This window comes from Paenibacillus sp. H1-7, from assembly GCF_022354825.1.
Taxonomy (GTDB): Bacteria; Bacillota; Bacilli; order Paenibacillales; family NBRC-103111; genus Paenibacillus_S.
Window position 1 is genome coordinate 1,206,171 of the sequence record NZ_CP031168.1, and the last position, 18,912, is coordinate 1,225,082.

Here is an 18,912-nt window from a genome sequence, read left to right on the forward strand (position 1 = left end):
ATTTTATATCGGCTACTGCATTGAGTTGTTAGCACTTTACCGATTATAATAAGACGAGAGTATAGACTAAAAGAAAAGGTGTCATGCATGAGCATATTAAACGTAGAACGACTAAGTCACGGCTTCGGAGACCGCGCGATTTTCAATAACGTATCGTTCCGCCTGCTCAAGGGCGAGCATATCGGTTTGATCGGCGCCAACGGCGAAGGCAAGTCGACTTTCATGAACATTATTACAGGCAAGCTTCAGCCGGACGACGGGAAGATCGAATGGTCGCGCCGGATGCGCGTCGGCTACCTCGATCAGCATGCGGTGCTGAGCAGAGGGATGTCGATCCGCGACGTGCTGAAGGGCGCGTTCCAATACCTGTTCGACATGGAGCAGGAAATGAACGAGATGTACGGCAAAATGGGCGACGTGTCTCCGGAGGAGCTGGAGCAGCTGCTCGAGGATGTCGGAACGATTCAGGATACGCTGACGAATCAGGACTTCTATATGATCGATGCGAAGATCGAGGAAACCGCCCGCGGTTTGGGCTTGACCGATATCGGTTTGGACAAGGACGTGAACGATCTTAGCGGAGGGCAGCGGACGAAAGTATTGCTCGCCAAGCTGCTCTTGGAGAAGCCGGATATTTTGCTCCTCGACGAGCCTACGAACTATTTGGATGAGCAGCATATCGAATGGCTGAAGCGCTATTTGCAGGAATACGAGAATGCCTTCATTCTGATCTCTCACGACATTCCGTTCCTCAACAGCGTTATTAACCTGATCTATCATATGGAAAATCAGGAGCTGAACCGCTACGTCGGCGACTACGAGCATTTCCAGCAGGTATACGACATGAAGAAGCAGCAGCTGGAGTCGGCCTACAAGCGCCAGCAGCAGGAAATCGCCGATTTGAAGGATTTCGTAGCACGTAACAAGGCGAGCGTGGCGACGCGGAACATGGCGATGTCCCGTCAGAAGAAGCTCGACAAGATGGACGTGATCGAGCTGGCGAAGGAAAAGCCGAAGCCGCAGTTCAATTTCAAGGAAGGCCGCACGGCCGGCAAGCTCATCTTCGAAACGAAGGAGCTTGTTATCGGTTATGGCGAGCCGTTGTCGAGACCGCTTGACCTGCGGATGGAGCGCGGACAGAAGATCGCTCTTGTCGGCGCCAACGGGATCGGGAAGACGACGCTCTTGCGCAGCATTTTGGGTGAGATTCAGGCATTATCCGGCTCCGTTCAGCTGGGGGACAACCTCCAGATCGGCTATTTCGAGCAGGAAGCGAAGGACGCCAACTACAACACTTGTATTGAGGAAATATGGAAGGAGTTCCCTTCCTTCACGCAGTTCGAGGTGCGCGCGGCGCTGGCCAAATGCGGTCTGACGACCAAGCACATCGAGAGCAAAATTACGGTGCTGAGCGGCGGCGAAAAGGCCAAGGTGCGCCTGTGCAAGCTGATCAACCGCGAAACGAACCTGCTCGTGCTCGACGAGCCGACGAACCATTTGGACGTCGATGCGAAGGATGAGCTGAAGCGCGCCCTCAAGGCGTACAAAGGCAGCATTCTAATGATTTCCCACGAACCGGAATTTTACCGCGATGTCGTAACGGACATTTGGAATTGCGAATCTTGGACGACGAAGGTGTTCTAATTACCGCAGCGTCCCTCAATGAAAACCTGCCCGGCCTTACACGGTCCGGACAGGTTTTTTGGCATGCGCTACTTCTGTTTTCTTTGTACTTGAATGAGGTTGATAGGATTCCCATCCGGGTCATGCAGATCGAAATGCAGGTGACGGTTCCATTCGGAATCCCATTGTACAAGCTCGGATACAGGATGTCCGGCTTCCCTCATCTGCTTGTGCATCGCTTCAATATCTGTGCACTGCAGATTAAATAAAGGTCTCTCGGCTGCTGGAACGCGAGCTGCTTCAGCCAATGTAACCAGCGGCTTGCCTTGCGGCTCGTCGAAGAAGAGGGTCGCTCCCCGTTCCCCGTTCCCCCAGTCTTCAATGCCTCGGGCTCGGAAGCCAAGGACCTCCGTGTAATACTTGATCGATTGCTCCAAATTCGTAACCTGGATAAATACGCCGCCAAGGGTAACTACCGGCAATGGTTCCACCTCATTTTATAATCGGTATTCAAAAAAATAGATAACATAGACTATATTACCATAATTTGGGTTAAATGTCTGGTGGTTTCGCATACCTTCTTGGCCTATCGCCGCAAGAAGCCATTTTTTCCTATCGGGGAAAACAAGGTAAATTTGACATGCATGTCGAATACACAAACGTCCCATCCCTATGGAGGAGAAGGCAGTATGGTAGAGTAGGAGGAAGACGGTACATGCCGTTTGTGTTTAGTGCGGGCGACTATCCGGCAAGCCCCGGCTGTTATATTATGAAAAATGCGGACGGCCGCATCATCTACGTCGGCAAGTCGATCCATCTTCGAAACCGGCTGCGATCTTATTTCACAGGGCGTCATACCCGCAAAAGAATCCGGCAGCTCGTGGCGGAGATCGCCTCTATCGAGGTCGTTCTTGTGAATAACGAAGCCGAAAGCCTAATGCTTGAGAACAACTTGATTAAAATACATAAACCGCCCTACAATAGGGCTTTGAAAAGGGACAACAGCGGCTACGCTTATCTTCAGCTGACCAACGAGCGCTTCCCGAGACTGGACGTATATTACCGGAATCGGCGCCGGAGAAGCAAAGAGCCTGACGTGAAGCGTCTCGGCCCTTTCAAAAGCGCGACATTTCGCGACGCTATCCTGGAGTTTGTTACGGAGCAGTATGGTCTGCGCACGTGCAAAACGATGCCGAAGCAGGTTTGTCTCTTGTATCATATCGGCAAATGCAGCGGGATCTGCGAAGGGAAGATTACGGAGGCGGACTACTCGGATAAAGTGAAGCAAGCCGCCGAGCTGCTCGCGAATGGAGGACAAGGACTCCTTGAAATTTTACACGGCCAAATGGAAGCGTACGCTGCTCGGCTGGAGTTCGAGAAAGCGCAGAGGATGCTGAACAGCATCCGCAATCTCGAGCACGCGTCCGATAAGCAAATTGTCGACAGAGAGGCCGTCATAGACCAGGATGTGCTGTACTTCGGAGCGGAGCATGTCATGGTAGCCAAGGTGCAGGAAGGGATGCTCGTCGATTGTCAGCTGCTCGAGCTTGAACAGGCCTACGGGGAAACGGCATGTGACCGGTTTCTCGTAACCCGTTACGCCGAAGAGCGGCCGGATGAGCTGATCGTCAATACGGTGGCCGATCTAAAGCAGGTGCGCACGGCGCTTCATCGCAAAGGGAGCAAGCTTCCGAAAATTACGCTCCCCAAACGGGGATTGAAATTTGACTTGCTGCAGCTGTGCAAAACCAATTATGAATACCGGGTACCGCCGGATGCTAAACTAGGACGGAAGCCCGGAAAGGGAGGTGAATGATGCATGCTCTTATCAAAAATACTTCATACGGATACGGAGCTGTTCGCCGCCTCCTTATTTCAGCTGAAGGTTTCCGTGTGGGAGCGAACGGCTGACGATATCCCGGTACGCACGGAGGATGGCGGTTTCATAGAGCGTTATACTCCGTTAAGCGTGAAAATCAACGGAACTTATTATGTGCGCAGCGAATGCGAGTTTCGCGTGGACCTGGAGGAGCCGGCCCTGTAAGAGGGACGGGCTTCGGGCTTCCGTGAGGCTTGACACATACGGCATCAAAAGAAGGAGACGGACCGATTGATATTGTTGGCCAAGGAATCCAGCTCTTATAACGAGATTTCGGTATATGAAGCTACACAGCTGTATGGGGAACTGGGAAAGTTTCGTTATTTGCAGTTTGCCGACGGAGCTGTCCAAGGCGCGTTGGACTTGAAGCAGCCGAAGCGGATGGTGCTGGAATACCCGAGGGCGATGGCGCATCTGATGGAGTACAACCATTCGTCGTTTTCCAGTTTGTTCGTGATCGGGCACGGGATTGGGACGATTGCGGGACGCTATCCGGACAAGCGGGTCACCGTAGCGGAAATCGATGAGACCGTCGTGCAGCTCAGCCGGCGTTTTTTTGGCTATAGCGGCGATAACGTTGTAATAGGCGACGGGCGTCAGATGCTGGAGAGTGTACCGCCGGGCTCTCTGGATTATATTGTTTTGGATGCGTTCACGGCTAAAGGAACGCCGATGCATTTGTTGTCGGCGGAATGTTTCGCAATGACGAAGGAAAAGCTCCGTGCCGGGGGCGCTATTTTGTTGAATTTGATGGGCAAGGGCGGCAGCGACAGGCTGATCAACGCCATTTATTCGACGCTTGCTGAGACATATGCCTGCACCAAAGCATTTGTCCTCCAAGGTGAAGGGTCGGATAAGACGGAATGGCACAATGTGATTCTTATCGCCGGCAGCCGGGACATGGACTACCGCTTGCCGGACATGGCGGGCTTTCGGGAGATGGAGCCGGAGCAAGGGTATCTTATCGTTGATCGAAAAACTTAAGCATATGCCGGATTAATCATCGGAATAGACACTGTGCTGTGCATAGGAGGTCATGGGATGAAAATACTCAAACTGAGAAATTGGCAGGACAATTTGTACATGTTCAGTTATCGCGGCAACTACACGGACTCCGCCGAATATTTTCATGCTCACGAGGGCTTGGAAATATTGTATATCCATGAAGGGACCGGCACGTGTCTGGTCGGCGGTCAGACGTACTTTCTGCAGCCGGGTACCTTAATCCTGATCAAACCGTATCAGCAGCATCATGTCCGTATGAATGTTCCTCCGGTTTACATACGAAGCCTTCTCAAATTACGAACCTCCGTTATCGAACCGCTCACCACATTATTTCCGTATGCCACCTCTTTTTTTATTCAATTCGTAGAGCAGCAAACAACCAAGCAAGTATTTCATTTCACCGGCCAGCACGCCGCATTCATGGAGCTGCAGCTGCTGCAATTAGGCGAGCTGCTGACTCGAGGGCCGGTCCCCCTGCGCAGGGAAGGCGTATTGCTGTTTCTGCTTCATCTTTTTACCCATTTTCAGACTCATATGGATTTGCCCAAAACCGGCAAGCGTTCTGCAATCGCTACTTTTTCCCGAACGGCTGAGCATATTAACGCCATGCTGAAATGGATCGATCAGAACTATAAAATGCCTTTTACGATTGCCTATATGGCATCCCGGCTGCATTTCTCTCCCAATTATTTATCCAAGCTGTTCAAGGAACAAATGGGCAAAACGATTATCGAGTATACGAATGAGAAAAGATTGGAGCAGGCAAAGACGCTATTGGAGTTTCAGACGCATTCCGTCGAGGAGATCAGTAAAGAGACCGGCTTTAAATACCCGTCATACTTTATCCAGCTGTTCAAGAAAAAGGTCGGAGTCACTCCGCAACGTTACCGGGACCAAGTAAGAAACGTACAGAGAACAAATGCAGTCAATTTTGAAAGCGTAACCAAAAATGAATAGAATATTGATATTTTCGCAGTGAAATCTGTTATCTTCTATATCTTATGATAGGACTATGGCTTACACAGCAGCTAAACATTCGAATCCGAAAGGGGGAAAAGGATATAGGGTCGTCCCGGAGCTAAGCGGAAGCCCGCAGCAACCATAGGGCCTAAACTAGTACCGAGGAGTCAACGTACATCCCATGATAGCAGACTCAAAATGAGAGGTGGAGAATTCATTGTACCAAGCTAAGCAAACGATCAGCCGTTGCCTGGCTATGCTGCTCTTCTTATCCTTACTGATCCCTGCACTGTTACCTGCACCGAGTACGGCATTGTCTCTGGAAGCCGGGCCGAAGGTCAATTTGGCGCTGAACAAACCGGTATCGCAGAGCTCCGATTGCTCCTGCGGACGAGCTGTCTCTGTTGTTGACGGCGACCCGGCCACGTTCTGGCAGCCTCTCAGCGCCGACAGGACGGACGGCAACGTTTGGATCACGGTTGATTTGAAAGCGCATTACGACATTGACGAAGCGGCGATCCACTTCAAGTCGGGGAGCGTCAGCAATTATAAGATTCAAACTTCGAAGGATAACGTCGAGTGGCAGGACGCCTTTGTCAAAACGATCAACGGCTCCGTATCCAACAAATTGGAAAACGTTCATTTCCCTGCCGTCAACTCCCGATACGTGAAGCTGTCCGTCCAATTATCCAGTACAAGCGGCTTCCAATTGAACGAGTTCTCCTTGTATTCCTCCAACGGCGAGCCCCCTAAGGCCGTATTGGAAAGCGTTTACGTAGCGGATATGACGGGTCGTGTTATGGACCGCTACGATACGGTCACGCTTCGCCCGGCGGAATCGTATTCCTTCAAGCTCGGCGGTATAATGAGCAACGGCCAGGCGGCCGATTTGTCGCAGACTCCGGTTACATGGGAGAGCACGAAGGCAGGGACGGTATCGGTGAATACCTACGGAACCGTAACGGCTCTTCAGCAAGGCGTCGCCAAAATTATCGGCAGAGCAACGCTGGACGGCATTACGAAAGAAGCCAGCGTCTGGGTAGACGTATACGATCCGGGCACGCTTCTTGTCGATGTGCAGATGGATCACGCAACGATGGAAAGAGAGATCGGCAAACCGGCGCTGCTCGCAGTAGGAGATGCCTATCCTTCCGTTAGGCTGACTCCTTATTCCGACGGGCAGGTGAAGGCAGCTCTCGTTAACGCGACGACGGGGACGATAGCTGCGGAGCTTCCGGCAGCAGCCTTGCATCGCGATACGCAGCAGGTGCTGACATTTCCGGGTAGTGTAGCGAGTGCGGGAAATTACGAAATTCGTCTGGAGTTTATGCTCGGCAACAAGCCGGTGTACGATGCCTTGTTCTTTACGGTTCCCAATACGGCTGACATCAGTCTGGGAGAGAGCAGAATTGCTTATCTCGACCACAACGGGCAAATGGCTTACGCTCCCGATTACCGCGGCAACCGGATTCTGGATTTCTCCAATGCCGGTTATATGGGAGGCGGGGTGAAAATCCCCGATGTTCAGGCACGAATCGCTCTGGAGCCTGGAGAAGGGGATGACATGGCGCGCATCCAGGCGGCAATCGATCAGGTCTCGCTTATGCCGCAAGACGCCGACGGCTTCCGTGGTGCGATACTGCTGAAGAAAGGTACGTATGAGATTTCCGGAACGCTGTATATTCAAGCAAGCGGCGTCGTTCTGCGCGGGGAAGGCCAAGGGGAAGACGGCACGATCCTGTATGCGACCGGTACGGCGAAACGGAATATTCTCGAAATCAAGGGACAGCCTGTGAAGATGCTGGAAGACACGGCGGTCACAATTGCGGACCTATTCGTTCCATCCGGATCGCGTTCGTTCCATGTCGACGACGCCAGCGGATACCAGGTAGGGGACAAAATTAAAGTTCGCCGTTACGGTAACGACCGCTGGATTCATGAAATCGACATGGATACGATCCATGAGATCGAAGGAACCGTGCAGTGGACGCCTTTCAGCCTTGATTTCGACCGTGTCATAACGGGGATTCAGGGCAATGTCATCACCATCGATGCACCGATCGCGAATTCCATCGAACAGCGCTGGGGCGGAGGAGCTATCGTCAAGTATGAGGATCCGAACCGTCTGGAGCAAGTGGGCGTGGAAAATCTCCGCGTAGATTCGGAATTCGATCCGAGCGTCACGGCGACTCAAAATGGGAAGAAATATTTCTCCGATGAAAACCATGCGGTCAGCTTCGCTATTTTCACCCATGTAACCAATGCATGGATGCGCGAAGTAACCGGGCTCCATCTGAACCATGCGCTGGCGCATGTGGGCCGGGGAGCCAAGTGGGTGACGATTCAAGACAATCAATCGCTGGATATGGTCAGTGTCATTACAGGTGAGCGCAGGTATCCTTTTAAATTGGGTGGAGAGCTCACACTGATGCAGCGCAATTATGCGGAAACGGCACGACATGCTTTCATCGTGGACAGCCGTGTTCAGGGCCCGAATGTCTTCCTTGACAGCCAATCCGTTAACGAATATGCCTCAAGCGAGCCGCACCACCGCTGGTCGGTCGGAGGATTGTACGACAATGTGAAGGCGGATATTGCCATCCAGGACCGCGGTTCATACGGAACCGGGCACGGCTGGTCGGGAGCGAACTATGTGGCGTGGAATACGGAGGGGGATTTGATAGCGCAGCAGCCTCCGACGGCGCAAAACTATGCGATCGGCCACGTAGGAGCCAAAGTCAAGCCGTATTTGCCAAATGGAGATGACAATCGTCCGCGCAGCGACGGATACTGGGAGTCCTTCGGATTTCATGTGTCACCAACCAGCCTGTATTTGCAGCAGTTAGAGGGCCGGCTTGGTGCTCAAGCTGTACAAAATATTGCTCAATCGCCAGTAGGCGGCGGCAATCTGGATATTCCGGCACTGCCGTCCGGTCTGCCTCTGCTGAAGGGAATCAAGGTGAACAATAAAGCGCTGGAGGGCTTCACGGACGATGTATTCGAGTATACGCTGCAGTTCCCTGCAGGGACAACCGTTGTCCCGGATATTAGACCGCACGATATGCGGCATCATGTAGAAGTGATTAAAGCTTCCACGATTTACGGCAAGACCGTTCTGATCGTCCGGGATAAGAAGCAGCCCTCTCAATCCGTGCAATATCAGGTACGTTTCAATGTAGCTCCATAAACCTTGTGAGGCGGCCTATTCAGGTCGCCTTTTTGCACGGTTAAGACCGGCGCTCCTGCAAAGAATCCGATTGGCCTCGAAGCCAAAGCTCCGCTTTGCAGGGTTATTTTGTAGTATAAGAAACGCTGTTTTGGGAAATGTTGATGTTGTTCAACGACTGTTCAAGAATGGTCGTTCCGCGAACTGTATTTTTATGGAATAATTATAAGTGAAGGACCAGCATGTAAACCATGGGGAGGTACAAGATGAATATAGCCGAAATCAAAATATTCGCCGGAAGCTCAGGAAAAGCCTTTGCCGAGAAGATGTGCCGCTATATGGGAGTCGAGGTCGGCCGGTCGGAAACGCTTTCCTTCTCAGAAGGAAATACGTTCGTAAGGATCGGAGAGACGGTTCGAGGGAAAGACGTCTATCTTGTACAAACCATGGGCTTGAAGCCCAATGACGAATTTGTGGAGATTTTGTTTTGGATCGATGCTTTTAAACGGGCCAGCGCCAATAGCGTCACGGTCATTATGCCTTATTTCAGCTATGCCAAAGGCGACAAAAAGGACGAGCCCAGGGTATCCATCCGGGCGCGCGTTTGCGCGGAAGCCATTGAAATGGCCGGAGCCGATCGTGTCGTAGCGATGGATTTGCACAGCGATCAAATTCAAGGCTTTTTCAAAAAGCCGGTAGATCATCTCTATGCGCTCCCGGTATTGTGCGAAACGATCGCAAGAATGCAATTGTCCGATCTGGTTGTCGTCTCTCCGGATGCCGGATTTGCCAAGCAAGCCCGTAAGTATGCCGATTATTTGGGCACCGCGATTGCTATTGGAGACAAAACAAGAAAAGATCACAGCGAGCGGGCTGAAGTGCTGGAACTGATAGGGGACGTCAACGGGAAGACGGCGCTGATCTTTGACGATTTCTCCATCTCGGGCGGAACGCTGGTCGACCTTTCCAACATGCTTGTGCGCAGAGGAGCCAAACGAATATTGGCCTGCTTATCCCATCTGGTTATGAATGAAGCCGGCATCAAGAAGCTGGAGGACAGCCCGATCGAGCTTATTATAGGGACCGATTCCGTAGACAACCCGCATCTTGCTCATTCCAGTAAAATCAAGGTGGTATCGGTTGCTCCGTTATTCGGAGAGGCGGTCAGCAGAATTCATAAGCGCGAATCCGTAACGCCTTTGTTCGAGAAGGTTCCTGACGAAGTGATTCTTGAATCTATGGAGTAGGGTGAAGCCGATGCTGTTTTTTGATTTGAACGTAACGCTGCTGGATTTTAAAGGCGCCGAGTATGCTGCAGTTCAATCGTTTCATCGCGAACTCAAAGCCACTGGAAGCCTTTCGAGGATGTGATCCCATATCTGGAGCGATCCGAAGGGGAGCGGCTGGGCGTCATAACGAATGGCGATCTGAGCGAACAGAGGCTAAAGCTTGAGCGAATGGGCGTGCTCAACTATTTTGAAGTCATTGTGGCATCAGGGGACATTGGCTTCTCCAATTCAGGCTGCTTGCGAATGGACCGGAACATCCGTATCGGAGATGATATATGTCGGCGATGATCCGGCAACGGATATCATCTCATGTGAAGTGGACCAACAGACGGAATGATATTCCCGCCGTTCCCGTAAAACGGATGATTATTTCATTGAATGAATTAATATAAATAAATGACCAGGGCTTCCGAGAGGAAGCCCTGATTAGTTTTACAACCTTAGTGCCGTTTTCGGATCAGCTCGATCACGCTTGGGAAATCGTCGCTCCCATGTCCTTCGGCTACCCGCCGTTTCATAAGATCGTACAATGGAGCAAACAGCTCGGTGCTGATTCCTTGCGCCCTGCTTACTTCGCCGATAGTATCGTTCGACGCCTGCATTTCCAGGCTGGCTTCCTTAGAGGTGTAGTCCCCGGTGTCGATCTGCCGTGCCATCTCGGGCAGCGTTGTCATCATCGCTTGCAGCCAAGGGATAAGCAACGTAGAAGTGAATTCCGTTGCCTTAACCCCTTCGGAGCCCACCAGCGCTGCCGCATGCAGGAAGCCGCCGAACATTCCGTACATTCCGCTTAGCAGGGCCAAGTCGTGCAGCGGCGCAAGTCCGGGGTCGCTGCCGAGGTAGACGGCCTTGCCCAACCGGCTTAGCGTAGAGTGATGCCGATTGAAGGCATCCTCTGTTCCGCTATAGAGCAGCACCGCCTCAGGCCGGGCTATAAGGGAAGGGACCGCCATGATGCCGCCGTCCAGGTAATCCGCGCCATGGCGGCCAGCCCATTCGGCGAGCTCGCGTGCCCGGACTGGGGTTCCGTTGGTTAAATTCACTAGGACACGGCCCGCCAGTCCGCTGCTCGCCGGTTGGAGAATTTCTTGCACAACCGAGTAGTCCAGCACGCAAATTACTACCAAGGAGCTGGCTTTAACCGCTTCGTCTACCGTCGCGGCAAGAGCTGCACCGCGGGCTACCAGGGCGTCCGCTTTGCCTGGAGTCCGGTTCCATACGGTCGTCGGATGCCCGCTGTCCAGAAAAGCGCCTGCAAGCGTCGATCCCATGGCTCCCAGGCCGATGACCGTTACCGGCGTGCGGTCTGCATCCGGTATCCCGGCGGCTTCTTCAAGGACTCGGTCGTTTCTACTCTGCTCATGGTCATTTCTATTCATGAAATGGCCTCCTTTCATTTTGGGGCTGGATTTATTGTAAAGGTTCACACTAGTGTGAATGTCAATAAGCTTTTTTTAGCACCTGTGCAATGAAAGGGCTGGTTGTAAGCTCGAGCGGGACTGCTTTATAATGGATGTATCGATATTTGATTTACATCATTTGGTATAAAATGAATCTGCGCAACCGAACTCATAGAGAACCAACGATTTTTTGACGGCAGGGAGGCTTTTGCTGTGAAAATAAGCGAGTTATCCAAGAGAACCGGCGTCAGCACAAGATCTATCCGGCACTATGAAAAGAAAAAGATCATTAAAGCCATGCGGCTGGAAAATGATTACCGGGAATTCGACGAGTCAGCCATTGAACGCATAAGAATCATTCAGCTTTATTTGGGTTTGGGCTTAACAACCGAGCAAATCGAGCAAATACTGTCATGCGAGGACAGCGGGCCCGATGAGTACGAGTTTTGCAAAGAAATGTTGGACGCTTATCAAGGGAAGCTGAATCAAATCAACCAACAAATCGAGGCGTTGGAAGCCGTAAAACAGCGGCTGGAAAAGCAAAAGGCTAAAATGATGGAAAAGCGAACAGTAAAGGCAGCGGAAGCAGCTGCATCAACAGCTACATAAAAGGAAGAGCCCCGGTCTGCATGAAGACAGGGGCTTAATTCGTTTTGAGCAGGCGGCCGTTCACAGATGCGGGTTCCTCAGAAACCCGGTCAGACGGCCGTAGCCGTCATTGCCGTATCCTGCATTGATGGCCCGCCGGGCCGCTGCCAAGGCCGCACTCATAACGGAAGTATCCATACCGTGGTACTGAGCGGCGTGGATGATATGCTCCATCCCCGCCGCAGCGGAGGTAATGCTGGAGGCATCGCCCGGATGGCGTCCCGCTTCAACGGCATTCGCTATGTCAACCATAATATTAGGCATGATCGCAGCGATTCCCCGGGCATAGGCTGCAAATTCCTTGGGAGCGACGTTCTCTGCGCCGGCGAGGGCGAGAGCATGGGCATAACCGCTCATCGTTGTCCAAAACAGGTCAAGCAGCGCCACATCATACGCCGCGGCACGGCTGGAATCTTCGCCCAGATAAGAGGCGGTGCCTCCTATGCTCGACAATGTTTCCCGATGAGCCTGATAAACCGGTTCCGGTCCGCTGTACAGAACGACGGCGTGCTGCGTTCCAATGGTCGGCGTAGGAGTCATAATCGCCCCGTCGATATAATCGATTTCTTGCTCGGCAGCCCAAGCCGCCATCCGCCGGGACCGATCAGGCGTGTCGGCCGTTAAGTTCACGAAGGTTCGTCCTGCTAGTTGATCTCCCAATGGACTCAGGATCGCGTTCACAGCATTGTAGTCCAATACGCAGATAATGGTCAAAGAGCTCGCTGCCACAGCATCGGCGGCCGTATCGGCAAGGACTGCTCCCTGTTTGACAAGTTCAACCGCTTTGCCTGGCGTACGATTCCATACGGTTGTTCTGTGGCCGCTGTTCAGAAAGGCTCCCGCCAATGCCTGCCCCATCGGCCCCAGGCCAATTACCGTAACGGCTGCGCGATCCCCGCCCGCAACGACCGCATGCTCTTTCACCGTCTTTCCGCTTGCATGGCTTTCGTTCTCATTTCTTTCTTTTGTCGACATGGATCATGTCTCCTCTCTTTGTTCAGATGATTTCGAATCTTATTGTAAAGTTTGACGCTAGTGTCAATGTCAAGGAGCAAAACAACATTGCCAAAAACAACGGAGGGCTTGAGGCGAAAGGCGGCGTACAGGAACTGAATGGGAGCCGTTAGCATGAACAGCAAAAACCGCAGACTCTATCGAAGCAGTCTGCGGTTTGATTATGCTTAGCCCATGTCTTTCAATCCCATCATGATCCCGTAGACCGGTAATGCCGGACGCCGATGTGCCAAAATAACAGGCAGGGGAAGAAAAACAGCACTCCGGCAAGGGGCGACAGCATATACAGCAGCTCGTTCCCATTCGCTCTGTCCAAGAGGTACAGCAGCGGCAAATAGTTGACGCAGCCGAAAGGGATGACGAAGGTAAAGAAGAGGGTCACCCACCGCTGATATATATTGAGCGGGTATTTGGTCATTTCGCGGCCGCCGTCCGTAAACACATTCGCCACCTCCAGCCCCTGGACCGTCCAGAAGCTGAGGGAGGCTGTCGCCATGAAGATGCCGCTGAAAATAAGCACGCCGCACAGGATCATCAAGGTTAGCGTGATCACCTTCGGAAACGTGAGCTCAATAGGCAGGTTGTGCAGTGACCAGATGAGGATGATGACGCTCTGCAGCAATCGCCCCATTCGGGCGAATTCGAATTTGGAGCCCAGAACCTGCAATACCGTATTTCGGGGCCGCACAAGCAGCCGGTCGAAATCTCCTCCCTGCACGAGGCCTGAAAACGTATCGAAGCCGCGGGCGAACGTCTCGCTTAAGGAGAAGCAGAGACCGATGATCGCGTAGCAGAGCGCCGCTTCGAAGAAGCTCCAGCCCTTCAGCTGCCCGAACCGGTCGAACATAAAATAGAGTCCGGCAAAGGTAGTCAAGGGCGTCAGTGACTGCCCTATCATCATAAGCCAGAATGACGCGCGATACTGAACCTGGGATTTGAACAGCATCGCTACGTATTTGAAATATAGATTCATGTCAGGTTATCCTCCTTGCACTACGACTTGACGGAGCGCCTTGCGCAGCCACCATCGGCCAAAGCCGACCAGTACGGCCAGCCAGGCCAGCTGAATGAGGATCCCCCACAGTGCTTCGGTCTGAGGGATTTGGCCCGAGTAGACGCGAAAAGGAAAATCCGTCGTCCAGCGAAACGGCAGCGCGTAGGTGATCGTCTGCATCCATTGCGGCATCAGCGGAACGGGAATGACCATTCCGGCGAAAAATTCACCGGCTATGGCGATCATAAGGATCGAGCCGGTGGGAGACATCGTCCAGAAGACGGAGATGTAAATGAGCATGGAAATCGACACGACCACGAGCAACCCTAACATTAGGGTAACCAGAAACAAGGCCAAAGTGGACAGTGAAGGCGGCAGGGTCAGCCTGTAAGGGTGAGGCAGCAGGAATGCAACGATAAGAATCGGGAAGCAGCGGAGGATGGCGCTGGACAGCCGCTGGGCGAGCAGCTTGGAATACCAGAAAGGGTAAATGTCGCAAGGTCTGCATAATTCGTAAGCAATATTGCCGCTCGTGATCAATTGAAAAATCTCGTTGTCGCGAAACCACAGCATGACGAAGGCGAGAAATACTTGCTGGAGCCATATGTAGGCTACCAGCTCCTGGAGCGAAATCGGGGGCTGTACGGTGCTCTGGCTGTAAAAGGCGATGAAAATCATGATGAAAATAAACCCGAAAAACAGCTGCGTCGCCATCCCGGCCAGTGCCGCCGCGCGGTATTGCAAGCCGTTAATAAACCGCAGCTTCCAGACGGACAGGTAAGCATTCATATTTGATGCTCCTTATACAGTTGTATGATAAGTTCATCTACCGGTTTGGTCTCGATGCTCACGTCCTCCAGCTCGATTTGCTCGGATAACCGGGAGAGCACATTCGCAATTTGCACCTGCTCGGTGTCTACGCTGAATACCGCCCTCTCGGAAGTCCACGATAACCGTGAGGCGCCAGGTATATCGACGGGCTCTGTATGCTCGCGATAATCGACCGTTATGATCCGTTGGGTGCCGAAGCGGTTGCGCAGATCATTCAACGATCCGTCGTACAGGAGCGTCCCTTTGCCTATCATCAGGATCCGGTCTGCCAGCGATTCGATATCGTGCATGTCGTGTGTCGTCAGGATGACGGTCACTCCTTTTTCCTTGTTGATCGCCTTGATAAACTGGCGGACGGCGATTTTGCTTACGGCATCGAGTCCGATGGTCGGCTCATCCAGAAATAAGATTTTGGGGCTGTGCAGCAAGGAGGCGGCTATCTCGCAGCGCATCCGCTGTCCCAGGCTCAGCTGCCGGACGGGAGTCTGCAGCAGGCTTTCCAGCGAGAGCGTTTCGCAGAGCATGGTCAGATTCGATTTATACTCAGCTTCCGGGATGTTATAAATATCTCGCAGCAGCTCGAAGGAATCGATCACCGGCACGTCCCACCACAGCTGGGTCCGCTGTCCGAACACAACGCCGATATGCTTTACGTAGGCGGTTCTATCCTCCCATGGAGTGAATCCCAGAATGGAGCACGATCCGCTGTCCGGCACGAGGATGCCGCTCATCACTTTGATGGAGGTGGACTTGCCCGCACCGTTCGGACCGATATACCCGACGATTTCCCCTTCATTGATCGTGAACGAAATTTGGTGAAGCGCTTCTACAATCGTATGCTCGCGGCGAAACAACGCTTTGACCGCTTGCCGCAGCCCGGCCGTTCGTTTGGCTACTTTGAACGATTTGTTGATGCCTTCCAGTACAATCATGCATTAATACCTCCTGTAAAATGAGTTCGTCAAAAAATATATGCGAAATACCAAAAAAAGTATAGACTTATAATAAACGATGAGTTATAATACTATTATAGAGATCAAGGATACCTAATTTTCGGATGAAAATTGAAAAAAAATCATTTTAAATGACAAGTCGGTTGTCAGTTTTATTTATAACGACGTTATTAATAAGCCGAGCATGTTTGCCTTAGTGCAAAATGCTTGGCTTTTTTGGTTTTATAGGTAATGGGTATTGTTATATTTTTACAATAAGGAGATCTCCATGATTGGTTACATTGCTAACTGGCGTAGGGATCGATGAGATGGCAATTGTGAATGTACTATACATATAGAAGAATTTGTTATGACATGGAAGATTCGATTTCATTGCATAGGAGGAGACAGGAGAATATGACAGTTTATATCGGGCTGCTGCGGGGGATAAATGTTGGCGGGAAGAACATGGTCAAGATGGCTGAGCTCAAGCGGGTGCTGGAAGGGATGGGACTTGCCGGTGTAAAGACGTATTTGCAGAGCGGCAACTTTTTGTTCGTCTCGGATGAAGCCGCAGAGCTGCTCGCTCAACGGATCAGGCAGGAAATCGAGGGCACTTTCGGCATAGCACCTAGTGTCATGCTGCGAACGGCGGGGGAGCTGGAGCAGATCATCGATGCTTGTCCCTATGCGGCGGATTCTTTGCGGGAAGGAGAATCGATTCAGGTATCGATTTTGACGGAATCACCTCCGGAGAATATTACCGAAGTACTGTCCGCCGGACAAGACGGTACGGATGAATTCCATATTCATGGGCAAGAGATCTATTATTTGTTCCGGCAAAGCGTGCTCGATTCCAAGCTGGCAAGTAATGTCCAGAAGCTGGGCGCACTGGCAACGACGCGCAACTGGAATACGATCGTCAAACTGGCGGAGCTGGCCACAGCGATGCGAAGCTGATGTTAGATGGGCTTCCGCTTGTATTGGAGCAGTAGTAAGCCTATCTCATGGGATGGAAAATTGTATATTTATGGGGGCGAATATGAACTTGAATCCAAGCTCCGGTTCGGCAAACCAAGCTTTTACGATTGAATGCAGCGATCTCATCCTGCGTGAATTTGGGCCTGACGATTTAGACGACATTCACGAGCTTACGTGGCAGCCTGAAATTTATGAATGGCTCCCGGGCTGGAACGTACCCAAAGAGAAGCGGGCTAACTGGCTATTGAACTATGAGCTCAAAGAAAACCGGCAGTTCTTGAAAGCCGTATCGGACGGCGGAGATGTTGGTCAGCTTTGTCTCCGTCTGGGGATGATAGACAAAGCGACAGGGCGATTTGTCGGCTGGTGCTGTACGCGGATCAAACCGGAGCTTCCGCCTCCAAACCGGGAAATCATGTATGCCGTATCCAGAGACTATAGAAGCAGAGGCTACTCGACTCAGGCGGCCAAAGGCTTGACTGCGTTCTTGTTCAGCAGCACGAATGTCGATGTGCTAAATGCGATTGCTCTAGTACATAATGTTCCTTCAAATAAAGTGATTCGAAAATGCGGGTTTGCGTATCATCAAAATATAGAAATCGATAATCAAACATATCATGCTTATAAGCTTACCAAAACGGATTGGGAAAAGAGCGTGGTCGGTCGATGAACGGAGCCAAAGGCGAAACGGGGGGAGTGCCAAACCGGTGCGATCGTTCATTTCTAGCCATGCAGCGAGGAAGGAAGTGACCTGCCGATGATTTGCCGCAAGCTGAAAGTCATTGAACAAATGGCGGGAGGACACGGACTGTCCTCTCGATACGATGAGCTTGAGATTCGAGGAGTGACGATTGATTCGCGAAACGTTACGAAGGGAAATCTGTTTGTCCCGATCGTTCGGCAGCTCAATGGTCACGACTATGTCCAAGAAGCCATTGCTGGCGGGGCCGTCGCTTCTTTATGGCAGACTAGCCATCCGAATCCTCCGCAGGATGTTCCGCTTATTTTCGTGGAGGATAGTTTAGAAGCGCTCCAACAGCTCGCAGCTGCTTACCGCCGGGAGCTCCCGGTTAAAGTCATTGGCATTACCGGCAGCAACGGCAAGACAACGACGAAGGACATGATCAATTCGGTAGCAGCGACGACCTATCGCGTTCATAAGACGGCGGGAAATTTAAACAGTCAGATCGGCGTTCCATTGACTCTGCTGCAAATAAGCGATAATGACGACGTTGCCGTCATTGAGATGGGAATGAGCGAAAGAGGACAGATCGAGCGTTTGTCGCGCATGTGCCGACCCGATACTGCAATCATTACAATGATTGGCGTGTCTCATTTGTCATCGCTCGGTTCGCGCGAAAATATCGCCGAGGCTAAGCTGGAAATCGTCAGCGGAATGACGGACGAAGGGGTTCTGATTTACAGCGGTGACGAGCCTTTACTTGTTAACCGTATCGAGGAGCTTCAGCGGAGCAAGCCGTTTAAAGCGGTAAGGTTCGGCGAAAGGCCATCCAACGACATTCGTGCCGAAACGGTTGAAACGGATTCCGAAGGCTCCTCGTTTACAGTCGGCTCCGCTAAGTATCGTATCCCGCTGCTCGGCGCGCACAATGTCCAAAATGCGTTGGCAGCCGCTGCAGCCGCCTCGCAGCTTGGGATTCCGGCAGATAAAATTGCCGAGGGCTTTCAAGCGTTGACTCTAACCGGCATGAGAATGGAAAAGATCATGTCGCCTCATGGATTTTTGATCATTAATGATGCGTGGAACGCCAGCCCGATATCGATGGCCGCTGCGATTGATGCAATGAAACAACTAGAAGGGTTTTCCAGGAGGGTTCTTGTTCTGGGCGATATGCTGGAGCTGGGTGAGCAGGAGGAAGAATTTCATCGGGACATTGGCAGAAATATCGATCCAGATGCCATTGATTTTGTCTTCACCATCGGTTCTCTTGGGAAGTACATTGCATTAGAGGCGGAGAAAAGATTCCCTCCCGGAGGCGGCAGGGTGCGTTCGTTCGAAGACAAGGAAGAGCTCGTGAAGGAGCTGAAATGCAGCCTGAAAGAGCGTGACGCCATACTGTTGAAAGGCTCGAGAGGCATGCAGCTGGAGACGATAGTGCCGTTTTTATTATAAAGTTCAATAAAATAGAAGGAAGTCCCGGCATCAGGTTCCGGGACTTCTTTTTTTTC

The 18,912-nt window shown here is 51.8% G+C and carries 18 protein-coding genes; 12 read left to right on the forward strand and 6 right to left on the reverse strand.

Annotated elements, in window-relative coordinates; genetic code table 11:
• Positions 1–87 precede the first annotated feature (87 nt).
• Positions 88–1,644: an ABC-F family ATP-binding cassette domain-containing protein gene (locus DVH26_RS05515; protein WP_239631989.1), complete on the forward strand. Its 1,557-nt coding sequence runs from the start codon at positions 88–90 to the stop codon at positions 1,642–1,644.
• A gap of 68 nt (positions 1,645–1,712) precedes the next feature.
• On the opposite strand, the gene DVH26_RS05520 is transcribed toward DVH26_RS05515, so the two are convergent.
• Positions 1,713–2,105 (reverse strand): VOC family protein, encoded by a 393-nt coding sequence (locus DVH26_RS05520; RefSeq protein ID WP_239631992.1) that lies wholly within the window; start codon positions 2,103–2,105, stop codon positions 1,713–1,715.
• Positions 2,106–2,338: 233 nt separating this feature from the next.
• Here DVH26_RS05520 and DVH26_RS05525 point away from each other — a divergent pair, with 233 nt between their 5' ends.
• The 7 genes from DVH26_RS05525 (at position 2,339) to DVH26_RS05555 (ending at position 10,210) form a co-directional block, all read left to right on the forward strand.
• Positions 2,339–3,439 carry a GIY-YIG nuclease family protein gene (locus tag DVH26_RS05525; protein ID WP_239631995.1) on the forward strand — a complete coding sequence of 367 codons (1,101 nt, stop codon included), beginning with the start codon at positions 2,339–2,341 and terminating at the stop codon, positions 3,437–3,439.
• Positions 3,440–3,442: 3 nt separating this feature from the next.
• Positions 3,443–3,667 (forward strand): hypothetical protein, encoded by a 225-nt coding sequence (locus DVH26_RS05530; RefSeq protein ID WP_239631997.1) that lies wholly within the window; start codon positions 3,443–3,445, stop codon positions 3,665–3,667.
• Positions 3,668–3,733: 66 nt separating this feature from the next.
• Entirely contained in the window at positions 3,734–4,486 is a 753-nt protein-coding gene (locus DVH26_RS05535; protein ID WP_239631999.1) for a spermidine synthase, read from the forward strand.
• A 57-nt stretch (positions 4,487–4,543) separates the two neighbouring features.
• On the forward strand, positions 4,544–5,464 hold the full coding sequence (locus tag DVH26_RS05540; RefSeq protein ID WP_239632001.1) for an AraC family transcriptional regulator: 921 nt from the start codon (positions 4,544–4,546) through the stop codon (positions 5,462–5,464).
• 220 nt (positions 5,465–5,684) lie between these two features.
• Positions 5,685–8,654: a discoidin domain-containing protein gene (locus tag DVH26_RS05545; protein WP_239632004.1), complete on the forward strand. Its 2,970-nt coding sequence runs from the start codon at positions 5,685–5,687 to the stop codon at positions 8,652–8,654.
• A gap of 245 nt (positions 8,655–8,899) precedes the next feature.
• Positions 8,900–9,880, forward strand: a complete 981-nt coding sequence (locus DVH26_RS05550) for a ribose-phosphate diphosphokinase (RefSeq protein WP_239632006.1) — start codon at positions 8,900–8,902, stop codon at positions 9,878–9,880.
• A 120-nt stretch (positions 9,881–10,000) separates the two neighbouring features.
• Positions 10,001–10,210, forward strand: coding sequence for an HAD family hydrolase (locus DVH26_RS05555; protein WP_239632008.1), 210 nt, complete (start codon positions 10,001–10,003; stop codon positions 10,208–10,210).
• A gap of 152 nt (positions 10,211–10,362) precedes the next feature.
• On the opposite strand, the gene DVH26_RS05560 is transcribed toward DVH26_RS05555, so the two are convergent.
• Entirely contained in the window at positions 10,363–11,301 is a 939-nt protein-coding gene (locus DVH26_RS05560) for an NAD(P)-dependent oxidoreductase (RefSeq protein ID WP_239632010.1), read from the reverse strand.
• Positions 11,302–11,535: 234 nt separating this feature from the next.
• Between DVH26_RS05560 and DVH26_RS05565 the strand changes: the two genes are divergently transcribed.
• Positions 11,536–11,931 (forward strand): MerR family transcriptional regulator, encoded by a 396-nt coding sequence (locus DVH26_RS05565; RefSeq protein WP_239632011.1) that lies wholly within the window; start codon positions 11,536–11,538, stop codon positions 11,929–11,931.
• Between the two features lie 60 nt (positions 11,932–11,991).
• Here the strand turns inward: DVH26_RS05565 and DVH26_RS05570 are convergent, their stop codons facing one another.
• The 4 genes from DVH26_RS05570 to DVH26_RS05585 all read right to left on the reverse strand — a co-directional run bounded on the left by DVH26_RS05570 (position 11,992) and on the right by DVH26_RS05585 (position 15,741).
• On the reverse strand, positions 11,992–12,945 hold the full coding sequence (locus DVH26_RS05570; RefSeq protein ID WP_239632014.1) for an NAD(P)-dependent oxidoreductase: 954 nt from the start codon (positions 12,943–12,945) through the stop codon (positions 11,992–11,994).
• A 229-nt stretch (positions 12,946–13,174) separates the two neighbouring features.
• Positions 13,175–13,957, reverse strand: a complete 783-nt coding sequence (locus tag DVH26_RS05575) for an ABC transporter permease (RefSeq protein WP_239632016.1) — start codon at positions 13,955–13,957, stop codon at positions 13,175–13,177.
• A 6-nt stretch (positions 13,958–13,963) separates the two neighbouring features.
• Entirely contained in the window at positions 13,964–14,767 is an 804-nt protein-coding gene (locus DVH26_RS05580) for an ABC transporter permease (protein WP_239632018.1), read from the reverse strand.
• Positions 14,764–15,741 carry an ABC transporter ATP-binding protein gene (locus DVH26_RS05585; protein ID WP_239632027.1) on the reverse strand — a complete coding sequence of 326 codons (978 nt, stop codon included), beginning with the start codon at positions 15,739–15,741 and terminating at the stop codon, positions 14,764–14,766. The genes DVH26_RS05580 and DVH26_RS05585 overlap by 4 nt, the downstream gene beginning before the upstream one ends.
• 417 nt (positions 15,742–16,158) lie before the next feature.
• On the opposite strand from DVH26_RS05585, the gene DVH26_RS05590 reads away from it, so the two are divergent.
• The 3 genes from DVH26_RS05590 (at position 16,159) to DVH26_RS05600 (ending at position 18,856) form a co-directional block, all read left to right on the forward strand.
• The gene (locus DVH26_RS05590; RefSeq protein WP_239632029.1) at positions 16,159–16,701 is read left to right on the forward strand and encodes a DUF1697 domain-containing protein; all 543 of its coding nucleotides are present in this window, start codon (positions 16,159–16,161) and stop codon (positions 16,699–16,701) included.
• Between the two features lie 82 nt (positions 16,702–16,783).
• Entirely contained in the window at positions 16,784–17,392 is a 609-nt protein-coding gene (locus DVH26_RS05595; protein WP_239632032.1) for a GNAT family N-acetyltransferase, read from the forward strand.
• A gap of 87 nt (positions 17,393–17,479) precedes the next feature.
• Positions 17,480–18,856, forward strand: a complete 1,377-nt coding sequence (locus DVH26_RS05600) for a UDP-N-acetylmuramoyl-tripeptide--D-alanyl-D-alanine ligase (RefSeq protein ID WP_239632034.1) — start codon at positions 17,480–17,482, stop codon at positions 18,854–18,856.
• Positions 18,857–18,912 lie beyond the last annotated feature (56 nt).